The 17,391-nt window shown below is 67.8% G+C and carries 19 protein-coding genes; 7 read left to right on the forward strand and 12 right to left on the reverse strand.

All coding sequences use genetic code 11. The features are described from left to right. The first annotated feature begins 18 nt into the window (after positions 1–18). A complete protein-coding gene (locus RIB98_03160) occupies positions 19–849 on the forward strand; it encodes an MBL fold metallo-hydrolase (GenBank protein MEQ8839954.1) in 831 nt (276 codons plus the stop codon). Positions 850–865: 16 nt separating this feature from the next. Here the strand turns inward: RIB98_03160 and RIB98_03165 are convergent, their stop codons facing one another. Continuing rightward, positions 866–1,996 carry an acyl-CoA dehydrogenase family protein gene (locus RIB98_03165; GenBank protein ID MEQ8839955.1) on the reverse strand — a complete coding sequence of 377 codons (1,131 nt, stop codon included), beginning with the start codon at positions 1,994–1,996 and terminating at the stop codon, positions 866–868. Between the two features lie 96 nt (positions 1,997–2,092). On the opposite strand from RIB98_03165, the gene RIB98_03170 reads away from it, so the two are divergent. After that, positions 2,093–3,559, forward strand: a complete 1,467-nt coding sequence (locus RIB98_03170; GenBank protein ID MEQ8839956.1) for an OB-fold domain-containing protein — start codon at positions 2,093–2,095, stop codon at positions 3,557–3,559. Between the two features lie 74 nt (positions 3,560–3,633). Here the strand turns inward: RIB98_03170 and RIB98_03175 are convergent, their stop codons facing one another. From RIB98_03175 to RIB98_03195, 5 genes are read right to left on the reverse strand one after another with little or no spacing between them, the layout of a single operon-like run. Further along, the gene (locus tag RIB98_03175) at positions 3,634–4,263 is read right to left on the reverse strand and encodes an MBL fold metallo-hydrolase (protein MEQ8839957.1); all 630 of its coding nucleotides are present in this window, start codon (positions 4,261–4,263) and stop codon (positions 3,634–3,636) included. 2 nt (positions 4,264–4,265) lie between these two features. Then, positions 4,266–5,351 carry an S-(hydroxymethyl)mycothiol dehydrogenase gene (locus tag RIB98_03180; GenBank protein ID MEQ8839958.1) on the reverse strand — a complete coding sequence of 362 codons (1,086 nt, stop codon included), beginning with the start codon at positions 5,349–5,351 and terminating at the stop codon, positions 4,266–4,268. Between the two features lie 51 nt (positions 5,352–5,402). Next, positions 5,403–6,077 carry a class I SAM-dependent methyltransferase gene (locus RIB98_03185; protein ID MEQ8839959.1) on the reverse strand — a complete coding sequence of 225 codons (675 nt, stop codon included), beginning with the start codon at positions 6,075–6,077 and terminating at the stop codon, positions 5,403–5,405. Between the two features lie 24 nt (positions 6,078–6,101). Continuing rightward, complete coding sequence (locus RIB98_03190) at positions 6,102–6,932, reverse strand: TylF/MycF/NovP-related O-methyltransferase (protein MEQ8839960.1); 831 nt, start codon at positions 6,930–6,932, stop codon at positions 6,102–6,104. Between the two features lie 11 nt (positions 6,933–6,943). Continuing rightward, positions 6,944–7,474, reverse strand: a complete 531-nt coding sequence (locus RIB98_03195) for a GNAT family N-acetyltransferase (protein ID MEQ8839961.1) — start codon at positions 7,472–7,474, stop codon at positions 6,944–6,946. Between the two features lie 41 nt (positions 7,475–7,515). On the opposite strand from RIB98_03195, the gene RIB98_03200 reads away from it, so the two are divergent. Continuing rightward, positions 7,516–8,337: a thioesterase family protein gene (locus tag RIB98_03200; GenBank protein MEQ8839962.1), complete on the forward strand. Its 822-nt coding sequence runs from the start codon at positions 7,516–7,518 to the stop codon at positions 8,335–8,337. 102 nt (positions 8,338–8,439) lie between these two features. Then, positions 8,440–9,300 carry an LLM class F420-dependent oxidoreductase gene (locus RIB98_03205; protein ID MEQ8839963.1) on the forward strand — a complete coding sequence of 287 codons (861 nt, stop codon included), beginning with the start codon at positions 8,440–8,442 and terminating at the stop codon, positions 9,298–9,300. 6 nt (positions 9,301–9,306) lie between these two features. Here the strand turns inward: RIB98_03205 and RIB98_03210 are convergent, their stop codons facing one another. The 5 genes from RIB98_03210 to RIB98_03230 form a co-directional block, all read right to left on the reverse strand. Beyond that, complete coding sequence (locus RIB98_03210) at positions 9,307–10,197, reverse strand: alpha/beta hydrolase (GenBank protein ID MEQ8839964.1); 891 nt, start codon at positions 10,195–10,197, stop codon at positions 9,307–9,309. 10 nt (positions 10,198–10,207) lie between these two features. Then, a complete protein-coding gene (locus tag RIB98_03215; protein ID MEQ8839965.1) occupies positions 10,208–11,389 on the reverse strand; it encodes an MFS transporter in 1,182 nt (393 codons plus the stop codon). A gap of 17 nt (positions 11,390–11,406) precedes the next feature. Beyond that, positions 11,407–12,333 carry a tRNA glutamyl-Q(34) synthetase GluQRS gene (gluQRS, locus tag RIB98_03220; protein MEQ8839966.1) on the reverse strand — a complete coding sequence of 309 codons (927 nt, stop codon included), beginning with the start codon at positions 12,331–12,333 and terminating at the stop codon, positions 11,407–11,409. A gap of 20 nt (positions 12,334–12,353) precedes the next feature. After that, on the reverse strand, positions 12,354–12,521 hold the full coding sequence (locus RIB98_03225) for a hypothetical protein (protein MEQ8839967.1): 168 nt from the start codon (positions 12,519–12,521) through the stop codon (positions 12,354–12,356). A 196-nt stretch (positions 12,522–12,717) separates the two neighbouring features. After that, on the reverse strand, positions 12,718–12,936 hold the full coding sequence (locus RIB98_03230) for an HAD hydrolase family protein (GenBank protein MEQ8839968.1): 219 nt from the start codon (positions 12,934–12,936) through the stop codon (positions 12,718–12,720). Positions 12,937–13,024: 88 nt separating this feature from the next. Here RIB98_03230 and RIB98_03235 point away from each other — a divergent pair, with 88 nt between their 5' ends. Then, positions 13,025–15,358: a CoA transferase gene (locus RIB98_03235; protein ID MEQ8839969.1), complete on the forward strand. Its 2,334-nt coding sequence runs from the start codon at positions 13,025–13,027 to the stop codon at positions 15,356–15,358. Between the two features lie 38 nt (positions 15,359–15,396). Then, a complete protein-coding gene (locus RIB98_03240) occupies positions 15,397–16,128 on the forward strand; it encodes a VIT1/CCC1 transporter family protein (protein ID MEQ8839970.1) in 732 nt (243 codons plus the stop codon). On the opposite strand, the gene RIB98_03245 is transcribed toward RIB98_03240, so the two are convergent. Beyond that, positions 16,125–16,682: a hypothetical protein gene (locus RIB98_03245; protein ID MEQ8839971.1), complete on the reverse strand. Its 558-nt coding sequence runs from the start codon at positions 16,680–16,682 to the stop codon at positions 16,125–16,127. The two genes, RIB98_03240 and RIB98_03245, sit on opposite strands and share 4 nt — an antisense overlap. A gap of 346 nt (positions 16,683–17,028) precedes the next feature. Between RIB98_03245 and RIB98_03250 the strand changes: the two genes are divergently transcribed. Next, entirely contained in the window at positions 17,029–17,346 is a 318-nt protein-coding gene (locus RIB98_03250; protein MEQ8839972.1) for a hypothetical protein, read from the forward strand. Positions 17,347–17,391 lie beyond the last annotated feature (45 nt).

Consider the following 17,391-nt stretch of genomic DNA (forward strand, 5'->3'; position numbering starts at 1 on the left):
ACTGACCGGGAGAATTCCATGGAGATCGTCCTTCTCGGCACCGGCTCGCCGATACCCGATGCGAACCGGGCCGGGCCGGCGACGCTGCTGAAGGCCGGCGAGGGTGGGCTCGAGCACGTGCTCGTCGACGCAGGCCGTGGTTGTGTGATGCGGATGGCGGCCGCCGGATCGATGCCGGTGCTGCTCCAGGGCGTGTTGATCACCCATCTTCACAGCGACCATCTGACCGACCTGAACGACGTCATCACGACCCACTGGGTCATGACCCAACAGCCCACGCCGCTGCGGATCTGGGGCCCGCCGGGCATCGCAGCCTATGTGGAGCACACGATGAGGGCCCTGGCCCCCGACGTCGGCTATCGGCTCGCCCACCACGAGGACCTCGACTGGGAGCCGTTCCTCGAGATCACCGAGCTCTCACCCGGCGACCGTTTCACCGTCGGATCGATGGCGGTCTCGGCGCACCGGACGATGCATGCGCCCGTCGAACCGACCATCGGGTATCGCGTCGAACGCGAGGGAAAGGTGGTGGCCCTGGCCGGCGACACCATCCCGTGCGACGGTCTCGACGAGATGACGGCGAGCGCCGATGTCTACGTGCAGACCGTGATCCGTGAAGACCTCGTGGCGCTGGTCCCCAGCGCCCGCCTCCAGGACATCCTCGACTACCACTCGAGTGTGCGCCAGGCGGCTGAGACGGCCACCCGCAACGGTGTCGGCACGCTGCTGATGACGCACTACGTCCCTACGCCGACGCCCGAGCAGTACGACGAGTGGGTCGCGATCGCGGCCGAGTACTTCGACGGCGAGATCGTCATGGGCGACGATCTCACCTCGGTCACGGTCTGACCGTCCGCCGGGCCCCTCAGCAGTCGACGGCCGCCTCGGGCGCGGCGCCCAGCATGCCCTCCGCGAACGCGAACGTGTGGGCCGGACTGACCATCGCGTGCTGGCTGCCGGCGTGGATGTCGCGGAACGCCCGCTGGAACGCGCCGTCGCGCAGCGCGGTTGTGCCGATGTGGCGGTAGAGCTTCTGCAACGACTCGGTGGCCTGCTGGGTGAACCACGAGGTGGCCTGGAGCGCCTCGCCCACGAGCGTCTGGTCGGGCGCACCGTCGAGCGCCGACGCTTCGGCCTTGGCGAAGCTCGATCGAATCCAGAGGTCGCCGGCTCGGAAGAGGCTCTCGGCCTCGGCCAGGTCGTACTGGAACCTCGGGTCCTCGGCCAGCCCGGTCTTGCCGGTCATGCGTTGCTTGGTCTTGGCGATCACTGCGGCCTCGTCGATGGCGCGTCGCACGACGCCGAGAGCCCATCCCGCGTGGCCGATCTCGGTCAGGTGGAGAATGCCCAGGTCGAACTGCTTGCCCCCACGATGGCGCGTGAACCCGAACATCGAGAACGTGCGGTCGGCGGGTACGTGGCTGTCGATCTTGTAGTCGTAGCTGGCCGTCGAGCGCAGGCCCATCACGTTCCAGTTGCCGACGATGTCGGCCTCGGACTTCGGCACCACTGCGAAGATGTAGTCGGGATCGCCCTCCTCGGGTGTGGTGAACGAGCCAGAGCCGGCCCAGTCGGCATGCTCGAGGCCGGAACCGAACGAGTAGTTGCCGGTGATGTCGAAGCCGTCGCCCTTCGGTACTGCGGTGCCGTTGGGGGCGAACTGCCCGGCGACGAGGGGGACGCCGTCGGCGAACATGACATCGGTGAACGAGTCGGGGCAGTACGAGCTGAAGTAGGCCGTGGCCGTGCTGCCGGCCATGACGACCCACCCGATGGAGCCGTCGGCCCGAGCGAGTTCGGTGAAGACGTCGAGGCTGTCGAGCGCGCTCAGTTCGGCCCCGCCGACCTCCTTCGCGACCAGGGCCCCGTAGAGGTTGGCCTCCTTGCAGACACGCACCGCCTCGTCGGTCATCGGGGACCCGGCGGCCTCGGCCTTCTCGCCTTCGGCGTCGAGCGTGCGGCGCAGATCTCGTGCGGCATCGAGCAGTTGGTTCATGCGTGATCTCCCTGGGGGTGCGAACACGAGAGTAGAACGCGTTCTCGTCACGGGCGAGTTCGGGGCTGATCGAACACCACGGGTAGGTTTCGCTCCATGAGCCTGGATCCTTCTCTGCCGGTACTGGTCGGTGTCGGTGCCGCGCACCAGCGCCTCGAGGAACCGGGTGCCGGTCTCGACACCACGGGGTTGATCGCGGCGGCGGTCGAGGCCGCGCTGGCCGACACGCAGTGCACCGCGGTCACTCGGGAGGTGGACTGGATCGGCGCCACACGAGGGCTGTCGGCGCTTCCCGATGCGGCGCAGCGGGTCGCCGATGCGCTCGGCGTCACCGCCTTCACCGTGGCCGCCGATGTGGGCATCCCGCAGCAGACCCTGATCAACCACGCACTCGAGGCGATCCGATCCGGCGCGGCCCAGGTCGCCGTGGTGTGCGGTGGCGAGACCAAGTACCGCGACGATGTCGCACGCCGCACCGGGATCGAGCTGGCCGGTCACGATCAGGCCGGCCTCGCTCCCGACCTCGACATGTCGCCTCAGGGGGAGATCGTCGCTCGGCCCGAGATCGAGATCGGCGCGGTCGCGCCGGTGCAGCAATATGCGTTGATCGACAACGCTCGTCGGGCCGCCGAGGGCTGGACGCTCGATGAGCATCGAGATGACATCGCGGCGATCTGGCACCGTTTCAACCAGGTGGCCGGTCGGAATCCCCACGCCGACTTCGGGGCGTCCCTGTCGCCGGCGCAGATCAGGGATCCGGGCCCGTCCAACCGGCCGATGGCGTTCCCCTACAACAAGTGGCACAACAGCCAGTGGGGTGTCGACCAGGCCTCGGCCATGGTCTTCTGCTCCGTGGCCACCGCCGACCGGCTCGGGGTCGATCCCGGTCGTCGCGTGTACCCCCACGTGGGGCTCGAGTCGTCGCTGTCACTGTCGCTCAGCCGGCGCACGGATCTCCACCGCTGGCCGGCGATGCGGGTGTTGGGCGAGGCGGCAGCCGCCCACATCGGTCGCCCGGTGTCGGCGATGGACTTCGTCGAGCTCTACAGCTGCTTCCCGGTGGCCGTGAGAATCCAACAGCACGAACTCGGTCTCGACCCCGCCGGTACGCCGACGCTCACCGGCGGCATGGCGTTCGCCGGTGGCCCGTTCAACAACTTCGTGTACCAGGCGACGGTCACCATGATCGAGAAGGTGCGCTCGGAGCCGGGCTCCTTCGGCGCGGTCACCGCCGTGAGTGGGCTGCTCACCAAGCCGGCCCTGGCCGTGTGGTCCACCGAGCCGCCGGGCGACGGACTCCTCGTGGCCGATCTCGTCGAGGAAGCAACGGCGGCGACGGCAGTGGCGCCGCTCGACGACAATCCCGACGGCGAGGGCACGGTGGTGACCTACACAGTGACCTACGCGGGCACTGAACCGTCTCGCGTCTGCGCCATCGTGGATCTCGATTCCGGCGAGCGTGCGGTCGCCGCGGTCGACGACGCCGACCTCGCGGCAAACGCGGTGCAAGAGGACCTGATCGGCACCCGGGCCCGGGTAGCCGGCCGGACACTCTCGATCTGACCGAGGTCGTCCGTTCTGGTGGACCATTTGTGTGCGTTCCGCACAAATGGTCCACCAGAACCAGCGCGGTAGCCCTAGTCGATGCCGAGTTCGGCGATGCGGTCGAGCACCCGGTCGCGTTCGTCGTCGATCACCGTGGTGTCGCCGTGGCCGGTGTGCACGACGGTGTCGCCGGGCAGGGTGAGCAGGTGGTCGCGAATCGAGCGAAGGATGGTCGGCTCGTCGGAGTAGCTGCGCCCGGTCGCACCCGGTCCGCCGCAGAAAAGGGTGTCGCCGCTGATCACGCGCCCCGCGGCGACGTCGTGGAAGCAGCAACAGCCGGGGGAGTGGCCGGGGGTGTGGACGACGCCCACCTCGTGGCCGCCGGCGGACAGCGTCGTGCCGGGGACCACCTCACCGTCGGGTGAGGAGTCGGGGTAGACGGCGTCCCAGAGCATCCGGTCGTCGGCGTGGAGCAGGATCGGCGCGTCGACCGCGTCGCGGAGGGCCTCGGCCGCGTTGATGTGGTCGTTGTGGCCGTGGGTCAGCACGATCGCGCTGACCGAGCGACCGTTGATCGCGTCCACGATCGGCTGATGGTCGTGGGCCGCGTCGAACACCATTACCTCGCGGTCGTCGCCGACCAGCCAGATGTTGTTCGTGACCTCCCATTCGCCCCCGTCGAGGGCAAAGATCCCGTCGGTGGTGACCAGTTCGATCGCCACGATCAGATCTCGACCACGGAGCGGAGGACTTCGCCGCGTTCCATCTTGTGGAAGGCCTCTTCCACGTCCTCGAGGGTGATCGTCTCGGACACGAAGCCGTCGAGATCCAGGCGGCCCTGCAGGTACAGGTCGATCAGCATCGGGAAGTCGCGGGAGGGCAGGCAGTCGCCGTACCAGCTCGACTTGAGGGCACCGCCGCGGCCGAACACCTCCTGGAAGGGGAGTTCGATCGTCATCTCGGGGGTCGGAACCCCGACGAGCACCACGGTGCCGGCGAGATCGCGGGCCTCGAAGCACTGCTGGTAGACCGACGGCAGGCCGATGGCGTCGATGGTGACGTCGGCGCCGAAGCCACCCGTGTACTCCCGGATCTTCTCGACGGCGTCCTCGTTGCCGGAGTTGATGGTGTGGGTGGCGCCGAAGCCCTTGGCCCATTCCAGCTTCCGGTCGTCGAGGTCGACGGCGATGATGGTCGACGCGCCGGCCAGCTTCGAGCCCGCGATGGCCGCGTCGCCCACGCCGCCACACCCGAACACAGCAACGCTGTCGCCCCGGCTCACGCCGCCGGTGTTGATGGCGGCGCCGATGCCCGCCATCACTCCACAGCCCAGGAGGCCGGCCGCAGCGGGCGACGCCGATGGGTCGACCTTGGTGCACTGGCCCGAGGCGACGAGGGTCTTCTCGGCGAACGCGCCGATGCCGAGAGCGGGGGAGAGTTGGGTGCCGTCCTCGAGCGTCATCTTCTGCTGGGCGTTGAACGTGCTGAAGCAGAGGTGCGGCGAACCCTTCCTGCAGGCCCGACAGGTTCCGCACACCGCGCGCCAGTTGAGGATCACGAAGTCACCGGGTTCGACCTCGGTGACACCCTCGCCGACCGACTCGACGATGCCGCTCGCCTCGTGACCGAGCAGAAACGGGAACTCGTCGTTGATGCCGCCCTCGCGATAGTGGAGGTCGGTGTGGCACACACCGCAGGCCTGGATGGCCACGACGGCCTCGCCCGGTCCCGGATCGGGGATCACGATGTTCTCGATGGTGACGGGTTCGCCCTTGGCCTTGGCCACCACGCCCTTCACTGTCTGTGCCATGTCGCTGCTCTTCCCTGAGGCTGTCGTCGAACGGCGTCAGGGTAACTCGCCTCAGCCGGCGACGAGTAGCGGCTCGACGCGATCCCAGGTGCCCGGCACCACGCCGAGCATCTCGTCGCGGCCCACGGCTTCGAGGTCGTCGAACCCGAGTCCCGCGAGCTCGTCGATGATGGCGTCGTAGTCGTCGTGGAGGATCGTGTTGCTCGGATCGAGTCCGCTCACGATGGCGAGTCCGGTTGGTTCGACGTCGACCGTCGTGACGGTGAGGTCGGGCCGGTGGCGACGCAGCGCCACGACGACCTTCCACACGTCGCCGGACCACACCACGGTACTGCGGTCGCGCGAGGCGGTCCTCGCGTCGATGGGCAGGCAGTCGTGGATCATGATGATGCCGTCGGGATGCGAGTGACGTTCGACGTTGGCGACGTCTCGCAGGGTCTGCTCGTGGAGGTGGAGGCCGTCGACGAACGCGAGGTCGATGGTTCCATCGAGGAGGGCGACCAGTTCGGGGTCGGCGAAGAACGCGTCGCTGGTGGCCGGAACGATCACTGTGTTGTCGGGCGGGTTCTCCACCTTCGGCTCGGGGTCGACACCGACTACGCGCGTGCCGGGCCGAACGAACGAGAGGCTGTGGCCTTCGTGCACGCCGATCTCGAGATAGCGCTCGGGCCTCACGATCTCGTGGGCCCGCCGGAGCAGTCCGTAGTAGGTGGAGATCTTGGTCATGTCAGTCCTCGGAGACGGCCGGCGTCAGGCACCGCGGCGCCAGTGCACGCCAGTCCAGTCGATCGGGACGATCTCGTCGGTGATGCCGTGGCGGTCGCGATAATCGGTGCAGGCCTGGCGGCACGGCTCCCAAGCGCCGTAGTCGTCGACGATCACGTAGCCGCCCACGCTCAGCTTCGGATAGAGCGCCTCGAGGGCGTCCATCGTGGACTCGTACATGTCGCCGTCGAGGCGCAGAACCGCGAGCTGATCGATCGGCGCGGTCGCAAGGGTGTCGCGGAACCAACCCTCGAGAAACTGCACCTGGTCGTCGAGTAGGCCGTAGCGATCGAAGTTGGCCCTCACCTGATCGGCCGACACCGCGAGCGCGGGCACGCCCGACAGGTCGTGGCCGACATCCTGGGGGAACGATTCGGCGTCGGGCGTCGGCAGGCCCTGGAAACTGTCGGCCACCCAGACCCGCCGGTTCCGGTCGCCCCAGGCTTCGAGCATTCCGCGCATCAGGATGGTCACGCCGCCGCGCCAGACGCCGGTCTCGATGAAGTCCCCGGGGACGCCGTCGGCCATGACCCGGTCGACACGGTGGCGGACGTCGGCCAGTCGTTGCCGCCCGACCATGGTCTCCGCCGCCGGAGGCCAGTCGTTGCCATCGAGACGCCTTGCCGCGTCACCGCCGCGACTCGTGAGGCGCCAGCCGTTGGCCCGCAGGGTCGAGCGGAGCGCGTCGGTGTCGCTCGGCCAGTCCCCGAGGTCGACGTCGTGGGTCTCCTCGTCGAGGAATAGTTCGCGGGTGAGACACCCCATCAGCAGGTCGACATAGCGGTCCCGGAGGGCGGTATCGGTGGTGGTGGCCATCGGCCGGAAGCCTATTGAGGGCGGGGGAGAACCCAGATGCCATGCGGTGCCGAGGGAAAGAAGGCGAGAGTCCTCTCCTCGAGCAGTGTGAACCCGAGCCGCTTCGCCACCGCCTGGGACGGTCGGTTGGTCGGGAGGATCACGCTGTAGAGGTGGTCATCGTCGTGGTTGGCGAAGGCCCACTCCACCGTGGCCCGGCCTGCCTCGGTGGCGTAGCCGCGACCCCAGTGGGCAGGATCGAACGTCCAACCACACTCCAGACCGGGCCAGTCGGCGCGCTGCGGCCGGTGGGTGCCCGCCCGGCCGATGAGCTCACCCGTGTCGCGTAATTCGACTGCCCACTGGCCCGAGTTGCGCAGCGCCCACTGGCCGCGCATCAGGGCCATCTCGGTCCATGCGTCGTCGGGGCTGTAGCTGTCGGGCTTGTGGAGCGACGCGCGTACGTCGGGCGCGGTGTGGATCGCGAAGTAGCGATCGAGGTCACCCTCCCCGAGCGGTCGCAGTACGAGGCGCTCGGTCTCGATGGTCGGGCAGGCGGGCATTTCGTCATCCTGACACGGCGGCGCGTACCCTCCGCAGGCATATGTCATGGCTTCTCGATGAACGCACCGAACTGGATTCGCTGGGTGGTGGCCGCTACCGCCGCCACATCGACGACGGCGAGTTCTGGGGCACGGGCAGTCCGTTCGGCGGCTACCTGATGGCGCTCGGCTTCCAGGCGATGTGCACCGAGGTCGACGACCCCACACGTCTGCCGCGGGTCTACTCGCACCAGTTCCTGCGGCGCGTACCCGTCGGGCCACTCGACTTCGCGGTCACCAGCGAACGCGTCGGCGCACTGGTGCATTCGGTCACGGCCCGCCTGTTCGTGGGAGACGACACGATCGGAGTGGCAACCGGTCTGTTCGCCGGTGATCGAGAGGGCCCGACCTACCTCGACGATCCGATGCCCGATGTCGCCCCACCGACCGAACCCGACGGCACCGAGGTGCCGGGATGGGCGACCAACGTCCATGGCCGGTTCGTGCCGCATCGCCGATTCGGCGACGACGGCGAGGTCGTGCCCAACGAGGACGGTGGGTGGCTTCGCCCGACCGAACCCGGCCCCTGGGATCATCGACTGGCGCTCATGGCAAGTGACGTCTGGCCTCCGCCGGTCATCCGGCGAGCCGATCGCATGTGCGCGACACCGAGCCTCCACCACGTCGTCCACTTCGGGCCCGACGTCGGCGGTACTGCGGATCAAGCCCTGCTCGTGCGGCACGTGGCCACACGCGGGCACGCCGGCCTCACCGACGAGGAGATCACCGTCTGGGCCGACGACGGCCGGCTTCAGCTGAAGGCACGCCAACTCCGGACCGTCATCGATCTCAGTCGCATCGACACGTCGTCGTTCACTCCCTGACTCGCACCGCCTGACACGGCTCCTGACTCTTTTCGTCGACGGGCTTTCCGCCGACGTGCGGTCGGGGCAGGATGGCGGTCACCGTTCGACGAGGAGTCAGAGATGAAGTTCGGAATCGGGTTCGCCAACACGGTCACGTTCGTCACCGGCGACGGCGCCGCCGAGCTCGGCCGAGCGGCGGAGGATGCCGGCTTCGACTCGCTCTGGACGGTCGAGCACATCGTCTACCCCGAGGGCTACGAGTCGACCTACCCGTATGCCCCCGACGGCAAGATGCCCGGAAGCGGTGACAGCCCGATACCCGACCCGCTGATCTGGCTCAGCTACGTGGCCGCGCACACGACATCGCTGAAGCTCGCGACGGGAATCTCGCTGCTTCCCGAACGGCACCCCGTCACCTACGCCAAGGAGGTGGCCACCCTCGACATGATGTCCGGAGGCCGAGTCATCCTCGGCGTCGGCATCGGTTGGTTGAGGGAGGAGTTCGATGCGCTCGACGTGCCGTGGGAAGGCCGTACCCGACGCACCGAGGAGTACGCCGAAGTGATGCGCGCCCTGTGGGACCGCGACGACGTCTCGTTCCACGGCGAGTTCATCGACTTCGACCACATCAGCTCGAACCCCAAGCCGGCGGACGGCCCCGTGCCGATCCACATCGGTGGCCACAGCACGGCAGCCGCGCAGCGGGCCGGTCGGATGGGCGACGGGTTCTTTCCGGCCAAGGGAAACATCGCCGAGCTCTTCGAGATCGCCCGTCAAACGGCGGCTGACGCCGGTCGCGACCCCGACGCGCTCGAGATGACCAGCTCCCACCCGGGCATCTTCGGCGACGACCCGGCGGCGGCCGTCGAGGAAGCGGCGAGTTGGGGCATGCACCGGATGATCATCCCCGGTTTCATGTTCATCGGCAGCCCGTCCGACAAGATGGCACCGTTCGCCGAGCTCATCTCCTCGACGAACTGAGACCGGTCAGTCCGGCGACCGCCGCAGCGGACGGCTGTGATCCCAGTCGGCGATCAGACTACGAAGTGCAGTGATCAGGATCAGCGGCACATCGAGCATCGGATGATGGCCCGCCGTCGGGAGTTCGATGACCGGGGCCACCCGCCCGAGCTGCTCGTACATGTAGTCGCCGATGTCGGGGGTGACGAGCCCGTGCTCGCAACGAAGAAGGGCGACACGGCAGGTGATCTGGGGGAGGTACTCGTCGGCATCGCCTCGACGGGGCACGAAGATCCTCGAGTCGAACTTCCAGCGCCAGAGCCCGTCGGGATCGTGGCGAAGCGAGTTGGACGCCACGTGCTCCATGACGTAGGGCAGGTAGACGTCCTGCTCCGGAATCGTTCGAAACCGTTCGATCGGACCGGTGGGGTCTTCGTACTCCCGTTCCTTCTGGAACAGGTCCGTGGCGCGGCCGACGTTGACCTCGGGATCGACCTCGACGACCGGTGAGTCGATGATGACGGCGCCGGCGAGCAACTCGGCGTGCCGAGCTGCAGTGGCCATGGTGACGAAACCGCCCATCGAGTGTCCGACCAGCAGCGGCGGACCCTGGAAGTCGGCATCGGCGATGACCGCGGCGACCTCGTCGCACCAGAGATCGAGGGAGTACTCGGAGCGTCGGTCGCTGTCACCGTGGCCCGACAGGTCGATGGCCGCGACGGAGTGTTCGCGGAGGAACGCCGGCGCGACATGGCTCCACCAGTGCGCGTGGGCCGCGCCGCCGTGGACGAAGACGATGCCGGGGCGGCCTCGCTCGCCCCACGACAGATAGTTGATGTCGGCTCCGTCGACGTCGACCGTGCGGGCCGTCGGCTGGGTGGAGATCGCCGTGGTGAACCACTCGGGGACGTCCGTCATGGTGCCGACGTTACCGTCGACCGCGGGGCCCGATGTCGTCGATCGTCGTGGTGACGAGCGCATCGCCGAGCAGGCGGCGGGCCGACAAGAGGGCAATCGCCGCGATGACGGCACTGAAGAGGAAGCCCGTGCCGAGATCCGCCCAGTCGCCGATGATGCCGATGATCGGACCGCCGAATCCGAAGGCCAGGTCGAAGAACATCGAGAAGCTGCCGATGGCCTGACTGCGTTCCTCGTCGGGAGCCCGGTCCACGACGAGGGCGAACAGGGCCGGGAAGAGGAAGGTCTGGGCGACGGCGAGGACCGCCGCGGCGACGTAGACCCCAGCGGGTTCCTGCCAGAGGAAGAGGATGACGAGTCCGGACACCCCGAACGAGAGAGAGATGCGGGTCGTGAGGAGCGGGCCGAGCCGATCGGGTAGACGGGCGGCGAACAGTCGGAGGGTGATGATGACGGCACCGAACACCACGAAGATCCGCTCGGTGTTCTCCATCCCGATGCGTTCGCCGTGGACGACGGCGAATGCGAGGAAGCCGGTGTAGCCGAGGAGTCCGGCGAACAACATCATCCCGGGCCGGATCGCAGCGGGATGGATGAGCCGGCGGAGCGGCGGAAACGGTGGCTTCGTCTGGGGGGGTCCAGGCGCCGAGAGGCCCACCGCAGCGGCCAGCGCCGCGAGGACGCCGGCGACGATGAAGACCCAGTCGGTGCCGTAGTCGTCGCGGATCCACCCGCCCAGCAGCGGCCCGACGAGCAGCGTGCCATAGATCGTCAGCGAGAAGTAGGAGGCGGCTTCGGCGCGCCGATCATCGGGCGTGAGGTCCTGTATCGAACTGGCGATGCCGACGAACACCGCGGCTTCGCCGATGCCGGTCACTGCCCGGATCGCGATGACCTCCGGGATCGTGTCGGCCAGTGCGGTCGTGGCGGTCGCCGCTGCGGCCAGGAGTGTGCCGGAGATGACGAGGGTCCGCCGCCCCATCCGGTCGCCCAACGGCCCGATGAACGGACGGATGAATGCGGCCGCGATACCGAACGAGCTGACGGCGAGACCGACTTCGAGATTACGACCGCCGAGTTCTTCCTCGACGAACAAAGGAAGGACGGGAATCGTCATGTTCAGACCGAGGAAGTACAACGACGCGGCGGCGCACAGCGCCAGGAAACGTGTCGTCAACAGTCGGGCATTCACCGGGGGATCCTGTCGGCTCAGTCTGCGAGCGACAACCTCGGTCCTCCGCCGTCGTATGCCGCCGGGGAGAGGGGGATCCGGTCGGCGTCGAACACTGTGACGAGATCACCGAGCGTCGGCGGTTCACCGGAGGCGCTGGTGGGTATCCCCAACGTCGTGGCGAATGCGGCAATGAGCCCGCCGTTCGAACCACCGGCGTCGTGCCAGGACGCCAATCCGGCTGAACCATCGCGCTTCGCCAGCCGTTCGCCCGACGTGTCGACCACGAGCGGCACGTGGGTCCAGACGGGTTCGCGGTAGCCGAGAAGCCGTTGTAGATAGGCGTGGCGTGGGGTGGAGTCGAGCAGGTCGTCACCACGCACGACCTGGCCCACGCCCTGGTGCTCGTCATCGACCACCACCACGAGATTGTAGGCAGGGGTGCCGTCGCCACGGCGAAGCACGATGTCGTCCATGGCCCGACGAACGCGTCCGTGGAGGGAGTCGACGATCTCGACCTCGGCCGAGTCGGTCCTGAGGCGGAGCGCCGGTTCTCGGCCCGACCGCTCGTGCACTGCGATCTCCCGTGCACTCAGATGACGACAGGTTCCCGGATACGAGCCGGGCACACCGTGGGGCGCCCGGGTGGCCTCTTGGATCTCGCGGCGCGAGCACCAGCAGCGGTAGGTCGACGAACGCCGGGTCAGGTCGGCGATCACCTCGGCGTACGCGTCGGTGCGGTCGGATTGGCGGAGTGGAGTGCCGTCGAACGTCACCCCGAGTGCGGCGAGGTCGGCGAGCTGCGACGACTCGTGACGAGGGTCGGCCGTGAGGTCGAGGTCCTCCCAGCGGAGAAGAAAGTCGCTCTGTGATGCTCGGGCGAAGAGCCACGCGGCCACCGCCGTTCGGAGGTTGCCGAGATGGAACGTACCCGTGGGACTCGGGGCGTAGCGGCCGGTTGGCATGCGTCGCATCGTGCCACGCGTCAGCGTGACAACAGGAGGTTCACCACCCGGGCGACACCGAACTCGACATTCGTGGCGGTGACCTCGTCGGGGACCAATGGGGCGAGCAGATTCACGAGCTCGACCTGGGTGACCGTCGGGTGGGCGAGAAACACCTTGCCGACGTCGTCGAAACGGTCGACGGGCATCGCCGAGGGTCGTCGACGTCTCCTCTCGTGGCTCGCGGGGCTGAGCTCGGCGAAACGCCCGGTCCACGCCATCCCGTCGGACAGCTCGAAACCCAGGCCGATGTCGCCGAGCCGCGTGACGCCCTCGACCAGCGCGGTCAGCGCGGTCAGCGCGGTGGACGGGAACGTGATCCGTTCCTCGACGAGGCTGGTGGATTCAGTCGGTGTCGCCGTTGGACCCGATGAACGCCTCGAGGCGCGCGCCCGTTCCCGTTGCGAGGGCGGCACCGCCGAACCAGCTCCGCCGGGTCGCGGCGACCACGATGATGCCGGCATCCACCGCCGCGTTGAGCGCGTCGACCGTCGGCGGTTCGGGTTCGTGGGTCGGGCCGAACATCGTGCCATCGAGGTCGGTGGCGATCAGGCGGAAATCCACCGCGCGGTTCTATCACCGGCCACTCCGGAGACCCGGAGGTATCGGACTCGGTTGGCGGCGGTCGACCCGAGCTGATGAAGTGATCCCCGTGACTCTCGCCGACGTACGCCTTGTCGACCTCTCACAGGGGATTGCCGGTGCCTACCTCGCACGGCTCTTCGCCGATGCCGGTGCCGACGTGATTCGTGTCGAGCCGGCGTCGGGTGCGGCGCTGCGCCTCCGGTCCGGTCGACCCCTGGCCGCAGGTGAGTCGGGGCCACTGTTCCGGTTCCTCGCCGCCGGGACGCGGTCGGTCGTGGGCGAGGTCGCCACCGACCCGCCGGCCGGCGACCCGATCGAGGACCTGCTCGCATCCGCCACCCTCGTTGTCGCCGACGCGGCGACGGCGCCCGAGGCCGTGAAGTCGATCGCTGCTCGTCATCCGCAGGTGGTCGTCGTCTCGATCAGGCCGTACGGACTCGACGGACCGTGGGCCGAGCGCACGCCCAACGAGTTCCTGATCCAGGCCGACTCGGGTTCGGTGTCCTGTCGGGGACATGTCACCCAGGTGCCGTTCGTGGCCGGAGGATCGGTCTTCGACTGGACGGCGGCCTCGTACGCGGCCCCGGCAGCGTTGGCCGCAGTGGTGCGCGCTCGAGCCTGCGGTGTGGGCGACGTCGTCGATGTCTCCATTGCCGAGGCGGCGTCCATCTCGGCATCGACGTTCGCCGATCTGGCGATGCAGATGGCGGGCCGTGACGAGCCGCCGCTGCGAAGCATCGAAGCGCCGTCGATCGAGCCGGCGTCCGACGGCTGGGTCGGCTTCAACACGAACACGCGTCAGCAGTTCCAGAACTTCTGTCTGATGATCGAGCGCCCGGACCTCATGGAATCGCATTGGGCCAATCTCCAGGCTCGCACGGCGGAGCTCGACGAGTGGAACGAGATCGTCGCGGCATGGACCACCCAGCACACCGTGGCGGAGATCGTCGACCTCGCGAGTGCGCTGCGGGTGCCGGTGGCGAGCGTGAACGACGGTCCCGGGGTACTTGCGGAGCCGCATCTACTCGCTCGGGATTTCTTCCCGGAGCAGTCCGGCGGGTTTGCCGCTCCCCGACCACCGAGGCTCGTGAACGGCGACCGCCCGCCGCTCCCCGGCCCGGCACCGGCAATCGGCGAACACACCGGTCGCGTGGAGACGGTCCATCGGCCCGAGCCGGGCGACGCCGACCCTTCGGCTCGTCCGCTCGAGGGTGTGCGGGTGCTCGATCTCACGAGTTGGTGGGCGGGACCGTCCTCCACCCAGGTGCTGGCCGCGCTCGGTGCCGACGTCATCCACGTCGAGTCTGTGACGCACCCTGACGGCATGCGCCTCACCGGCATGATGTTCGGGACGCAGGACTGGTGGGAGTGGGGTCACATGTTCGTGGCCGCGAACAGCGACAAGCGCGACCTCACCCTCGACCTGGGCTCGGCGACGGGCCGCGACCTCCTGCTCCGGCTGGTCGACTCGGCCGACGTGCTCGTCGAGAACTTCAGCCCGCGGGTCATGGAGCAGTTCGACCTCGGATGGGACGTGATCCATGAGCGCAATCCCCGTTGTGTCATGGTGCGCATGCCCGCCTTCGGACTCGATGGACCGTGGCGTGAGCGGGTCGGCTTCGCCCAGACCATGGAGCAGATGTCGGGTATGGCGTGGCTCACGGGTCATGTCGACGACCAGCCGCGGATCATGCGCGGTCCGTGTGATCCGATCGCCGGCATGCACGGAGCATTCGCGGCGATCCTGGCGTTGCGGGAACGTGAGACGACCGGTTCCGGGGTGTTCATCGAGTCGCCGATGGTCGAGGCGGCGATCAACTGCTCTGCGGAGATGATCGTCGAGTGGACGGCAAACGAGGTCGAGCTCGGTCGTATCGGCAACCGCAGTCGCTTTGCGGCGCCGCAGGGTGTCTATGCCGCGGCCGGCGATGAGCAGTGGCTGGCGATCTCGGTCGAGACGGATGCCGAGTGGGTCGCCCTCGCCGCGCTCGTGGGAGTGGACCCGGTCCGGTTCCCGACGGTGCTCGAGCGCCAGGAAGCCCACGACGACATCGATCGGATCATCGGCACATGGGCGGCGGCGAGATCGGCCGCCGATGCCGCCGCGGCGCTCGAGGAGGCCGGGGTGCCGGCGGTGGCCTGTCGCAACCACGGCATGCTGCGGTTCCATCCCCAGTTTCAGGCCCGAGAGTTCTACGAAGAGGTCACCCATCCGGCCGTGGGAACACACCTGATGCCGGGACAGCCGTTCCGGCTTCGTGGCATCGATCGTTGGATTCGTAGGGCGACACCGACCCTCGGACAACACAACTTCGAGATTCTCCGGGAGCTCGGTCTCGACGATGCTGCCATCGAATTTCTCGATGCCAACGGCGAGATCGGGACAGTTCCCGTCTTCTGACACTGCACGGTGCCCTCCAGTTTGCGACACTGCGGTACATGGAACTGTCAGCCTCGAGCGATGAGCACGATCACCACATGGTGCATCGGCACCGCGACGTGCAGGGCGGCGAGGCGCGAGCCGCAGTGTTCGGCGTCAGTGATGGCCTCGTCTCCAACGTCGCGTTGATCCTCGGGATCGCCGGTGCGAGCACCGACGGTTCGCTCGTGCGGTTGGCCGGAGTGAGCGGGCTCCTGGCCGGGGCGATCTCGATGGCGGCTGGTGAGTGGGTCTCGGTCCGAGCTCAGAACGAACTCATCGAGCGCGAACTGGCGATCGAACGGCGCTCGCTCGAGGAGAACCCGCAGGCGGAGACCCGTGAGCTCGCTGCGATCTATCGCGATCGCGGCCTGAAGCCGGAAACCGCCGACGAGTTGGCCGAGGAGATCATGGCCGACCCGGCCGTTGCGCTCGACGTGCACGCCCGAGAGGAGTTGGGTGTCGATCCGGACGGCGCCGGGAGTCCGCTCACCGTTGCCGGTGCGTCGTTCGGCGCGTTCGCGTTGGGCGCGTTCGTACCGCTTGCGCCCTGGCTCGTCACTGATGGCGCCGGTGCGGTGGTGGCGTCCGTGGTGCTGGGTGTGGTCGCGGCCGCCATCGTGGGATTCGCGATTGCGGCATTCACCGAGCGGTCCAAGATCCGGACGGCGTCGCGGCAGGTGTTGGTGGCCGTGGGTGCCTGCGCGGCGACCTATCTGATCGGTTCGGTCCTCGGCGTTTCGGTCGCCTAGTCGCCGTCGGTGGCCGAACCAGGCGCATCGGGATCGACTTCGAGGAAGGTGTTGAGCAGAGCCCAGTAGCCGGCAGCGAACGCCGTCCAAGTTTGCTCTTCGCCGTCGGGCCCAGTCTTCAACGTCACATCCGGCAGCTCGTCCTCATCGAACCGCATTCTGACAGTCGCCCCTTCGGCGAGCATCAGGCCTAGCCGGGCGATCAACTCGTAGCCATCTTCGGGCGAGGCGAACATCGCGACGCGAGGACGAACGCCGATGGCGAGAGCGATGCCTTTGACAAGCTCCGCCCCACGCAGCTCGGTCTCGAGATACTCCGTGTGTGTCGTTTCAGCGAGGATCTCCCGAGTGTCGGGTGGGGTCACCGAGTCTTTCGCAAGGCTGAGCGTGAAGCCGACCCAGCTGTAGAACAGCGGGTCGGCTGCGGCAATGGCGAGTACCTCGTTGGGCGCACGTCGCGCAACCTCGCGCATGGTGGGTAGAGGTAGCCAGTCGGCGGTAGCGGAAAGGACCTCAGCCGCCACTGAGTTGGCTGCGCCCAGGCCGGTGGCCATACGGCTGACACGAAGGAGGACGTCGACTTGGAAATCCTCTTGGCTCCTCCACAACCGTTCGTGCACGGAGGCTCTCGTGATTCGGATTCCTCTAGTGGTGTGTAGGTGATCAAAGACGCGTTGGTAGGTGATCGTTGTTGGCTCCACTCCGAGGCCGTGCTTCCGCACGAGGTCGAGGGCAGCTTCGATCACGAGTTCGCGGGTTTCGTCGCGGGTTCGGCGTTTCGACATCGGGGGTCGGCAGTCCTGGAGAAGTGGCTGTTGCGGAGGAACTGGACTGCGAGATAGATTTGCAACCCAGAGTCGCTACCTAGCGTAGCGACGCCGAGTTGCGAAGGGATGGATGATGGCAGGGAGTCGTGAACGAGCGTCCAAGGCGGAGATCGCCGGGGTGGTGGCCGACATCAACAATTGGTACCGGACGCAGATTAGCTCCGGGGCCGGGCCGAGATCGGCACGCATTGAAGAGATCAATGTCGGGGAGGTGTGGATGGAGTTCGACCTGGCGGACACCAAGCTGGAGGGCTACCTACTCGACCCGTTCGTACATGACCTCGGGCGCGGCCAGTGGATTCAAGGCTGGTCCGACGGATGGACCCTGTCGGTGGCCGTACCGTGCGCGAGCGCGCCGTTCGCATTGGGTTTCGTCCGGGCACTCGCGTAGCGCCCGGGCTGGAAACCCGATCCACCGGTGGTGTCGGGCTAGCGT

It is taken from the genome of Acidimicrobiales bacterium (assembly GCA_040219515.1).
Taxonomy (GTDB): domain Bacteria; phylum Actinomycetota; class Acidimicrobiia; order Acidimicrobiales; family Aldehydirespiratoraceae; genus JAJRXC01.

Excerpts from the sequence above, each read along its gene's own strand:
- RIB98_03160 (MEQ8839954.1), top strand. The coding sequence starts at position 19 with ATGGAGATCGTCCTTCTCGGCACCGGCTCGCCGATACCCGATGCGAAC.
- RIB98_03165 (MEQ8839955.1), bottom strand. The coding sequence starts at position 1,996 with ATGAACCAACTGCTCGATGCCGCACGAGATCTGCGCCGCACGCTCGAC.
- RIB98_03170 (MEQ8839956.1), top strand. The coding sequence starts at position 2,093 with ATGAGCCTGGATCCTTCTCTGCCGGTACTGGTCGGTGTCGGTGCCGCG.
- RIB98_03180 (MEQ8839958.1), bottom strand. The coding sequence starts at position 5,351 with ATGGCACAGACAGTGAAGGGCGTGGTGGCCAAGGCCAAGGGCGAACCC.
- RIB98_03185 (MEQ8839959.1), bottom strand. The coding sequence starts at position 6,077 with ATGACCAAGATCTCCACCTACTACGGACTGCTCCGGCGGGCCCACGAG.
- RIB98_03190 (MEQ8839960.1), bottom strand. The coding sequence starts at position 6,932 with ATGGCCACCACCACCGATACCGCCCTCCGGGACCGCTATGTCGACCTG.
- RIB98_03195 (MEQ8839961.1), bottom strand. The coding sequence starts at position 7,474 with ATGCCCGCCTGCCCGACCATCGAGACCGAGCGCCTCGTACTGCGACCG.
- RIB98_03200 (MEQ8839962.1), top strand. The coding sequence starts at position 7,516 with ATGTCATGGCTTCTCGATGAACGCACCGAACTGGATTCGCTGGGTGGT.
- RIB98_03205 (MEQ8839963.1), top strand. The coding sequence starts at position 8,440 with ATGAAGTTCGGAATCGGGTTCGCCAACACGGTCACGTTCGTCACCGGC.
- RIB98_03210 (MEQ8839964.1), bottom strand. The coding sequence starts at position 10,197 with ATGACGGACGTCCCCGAGTGGTTCACCACGGCGATCTCCACCCAGCCG.
- gluQRS (MEQ8839966.1), bottom strand. The coding sequence starts at position 12,333 with ATGCCAACCGGCCGCTACGCCCCGAGTCCCACGGGTACGTTCCATCTC.
- RIB98_03225 (MEQ8839967.1), bottom strand. The coding sequence starts at position 12,521 with ATGCCCGTCGACCGTTTCGACGACGTCGGCAAGGTGTTTCTCGCCCAC.
- RIB98_03240 (MEQ8839970.1), top strand. The coding sequence starts at position 15,397 with ATGGAACTGTCAGCCTCGAGCGATGAGCACGATCACCACATGGTGCAT.
- RIB98_03245 (MEQ8839971.1), bottom strand. The coding sequence starts at position 16,682 with ATGGCCACCGGCCTGGGCGCAGCCAACTCAGTGGCGGCTGAGGTCCTT.
- RIB98_03250 (MEQ8839972.1), top strand. The coding sequence starts at position 17,029 with ATGGCAGGGAGTCGTGAACGAGCGTCCAAGGCGGAGATCGCCGGGGTG.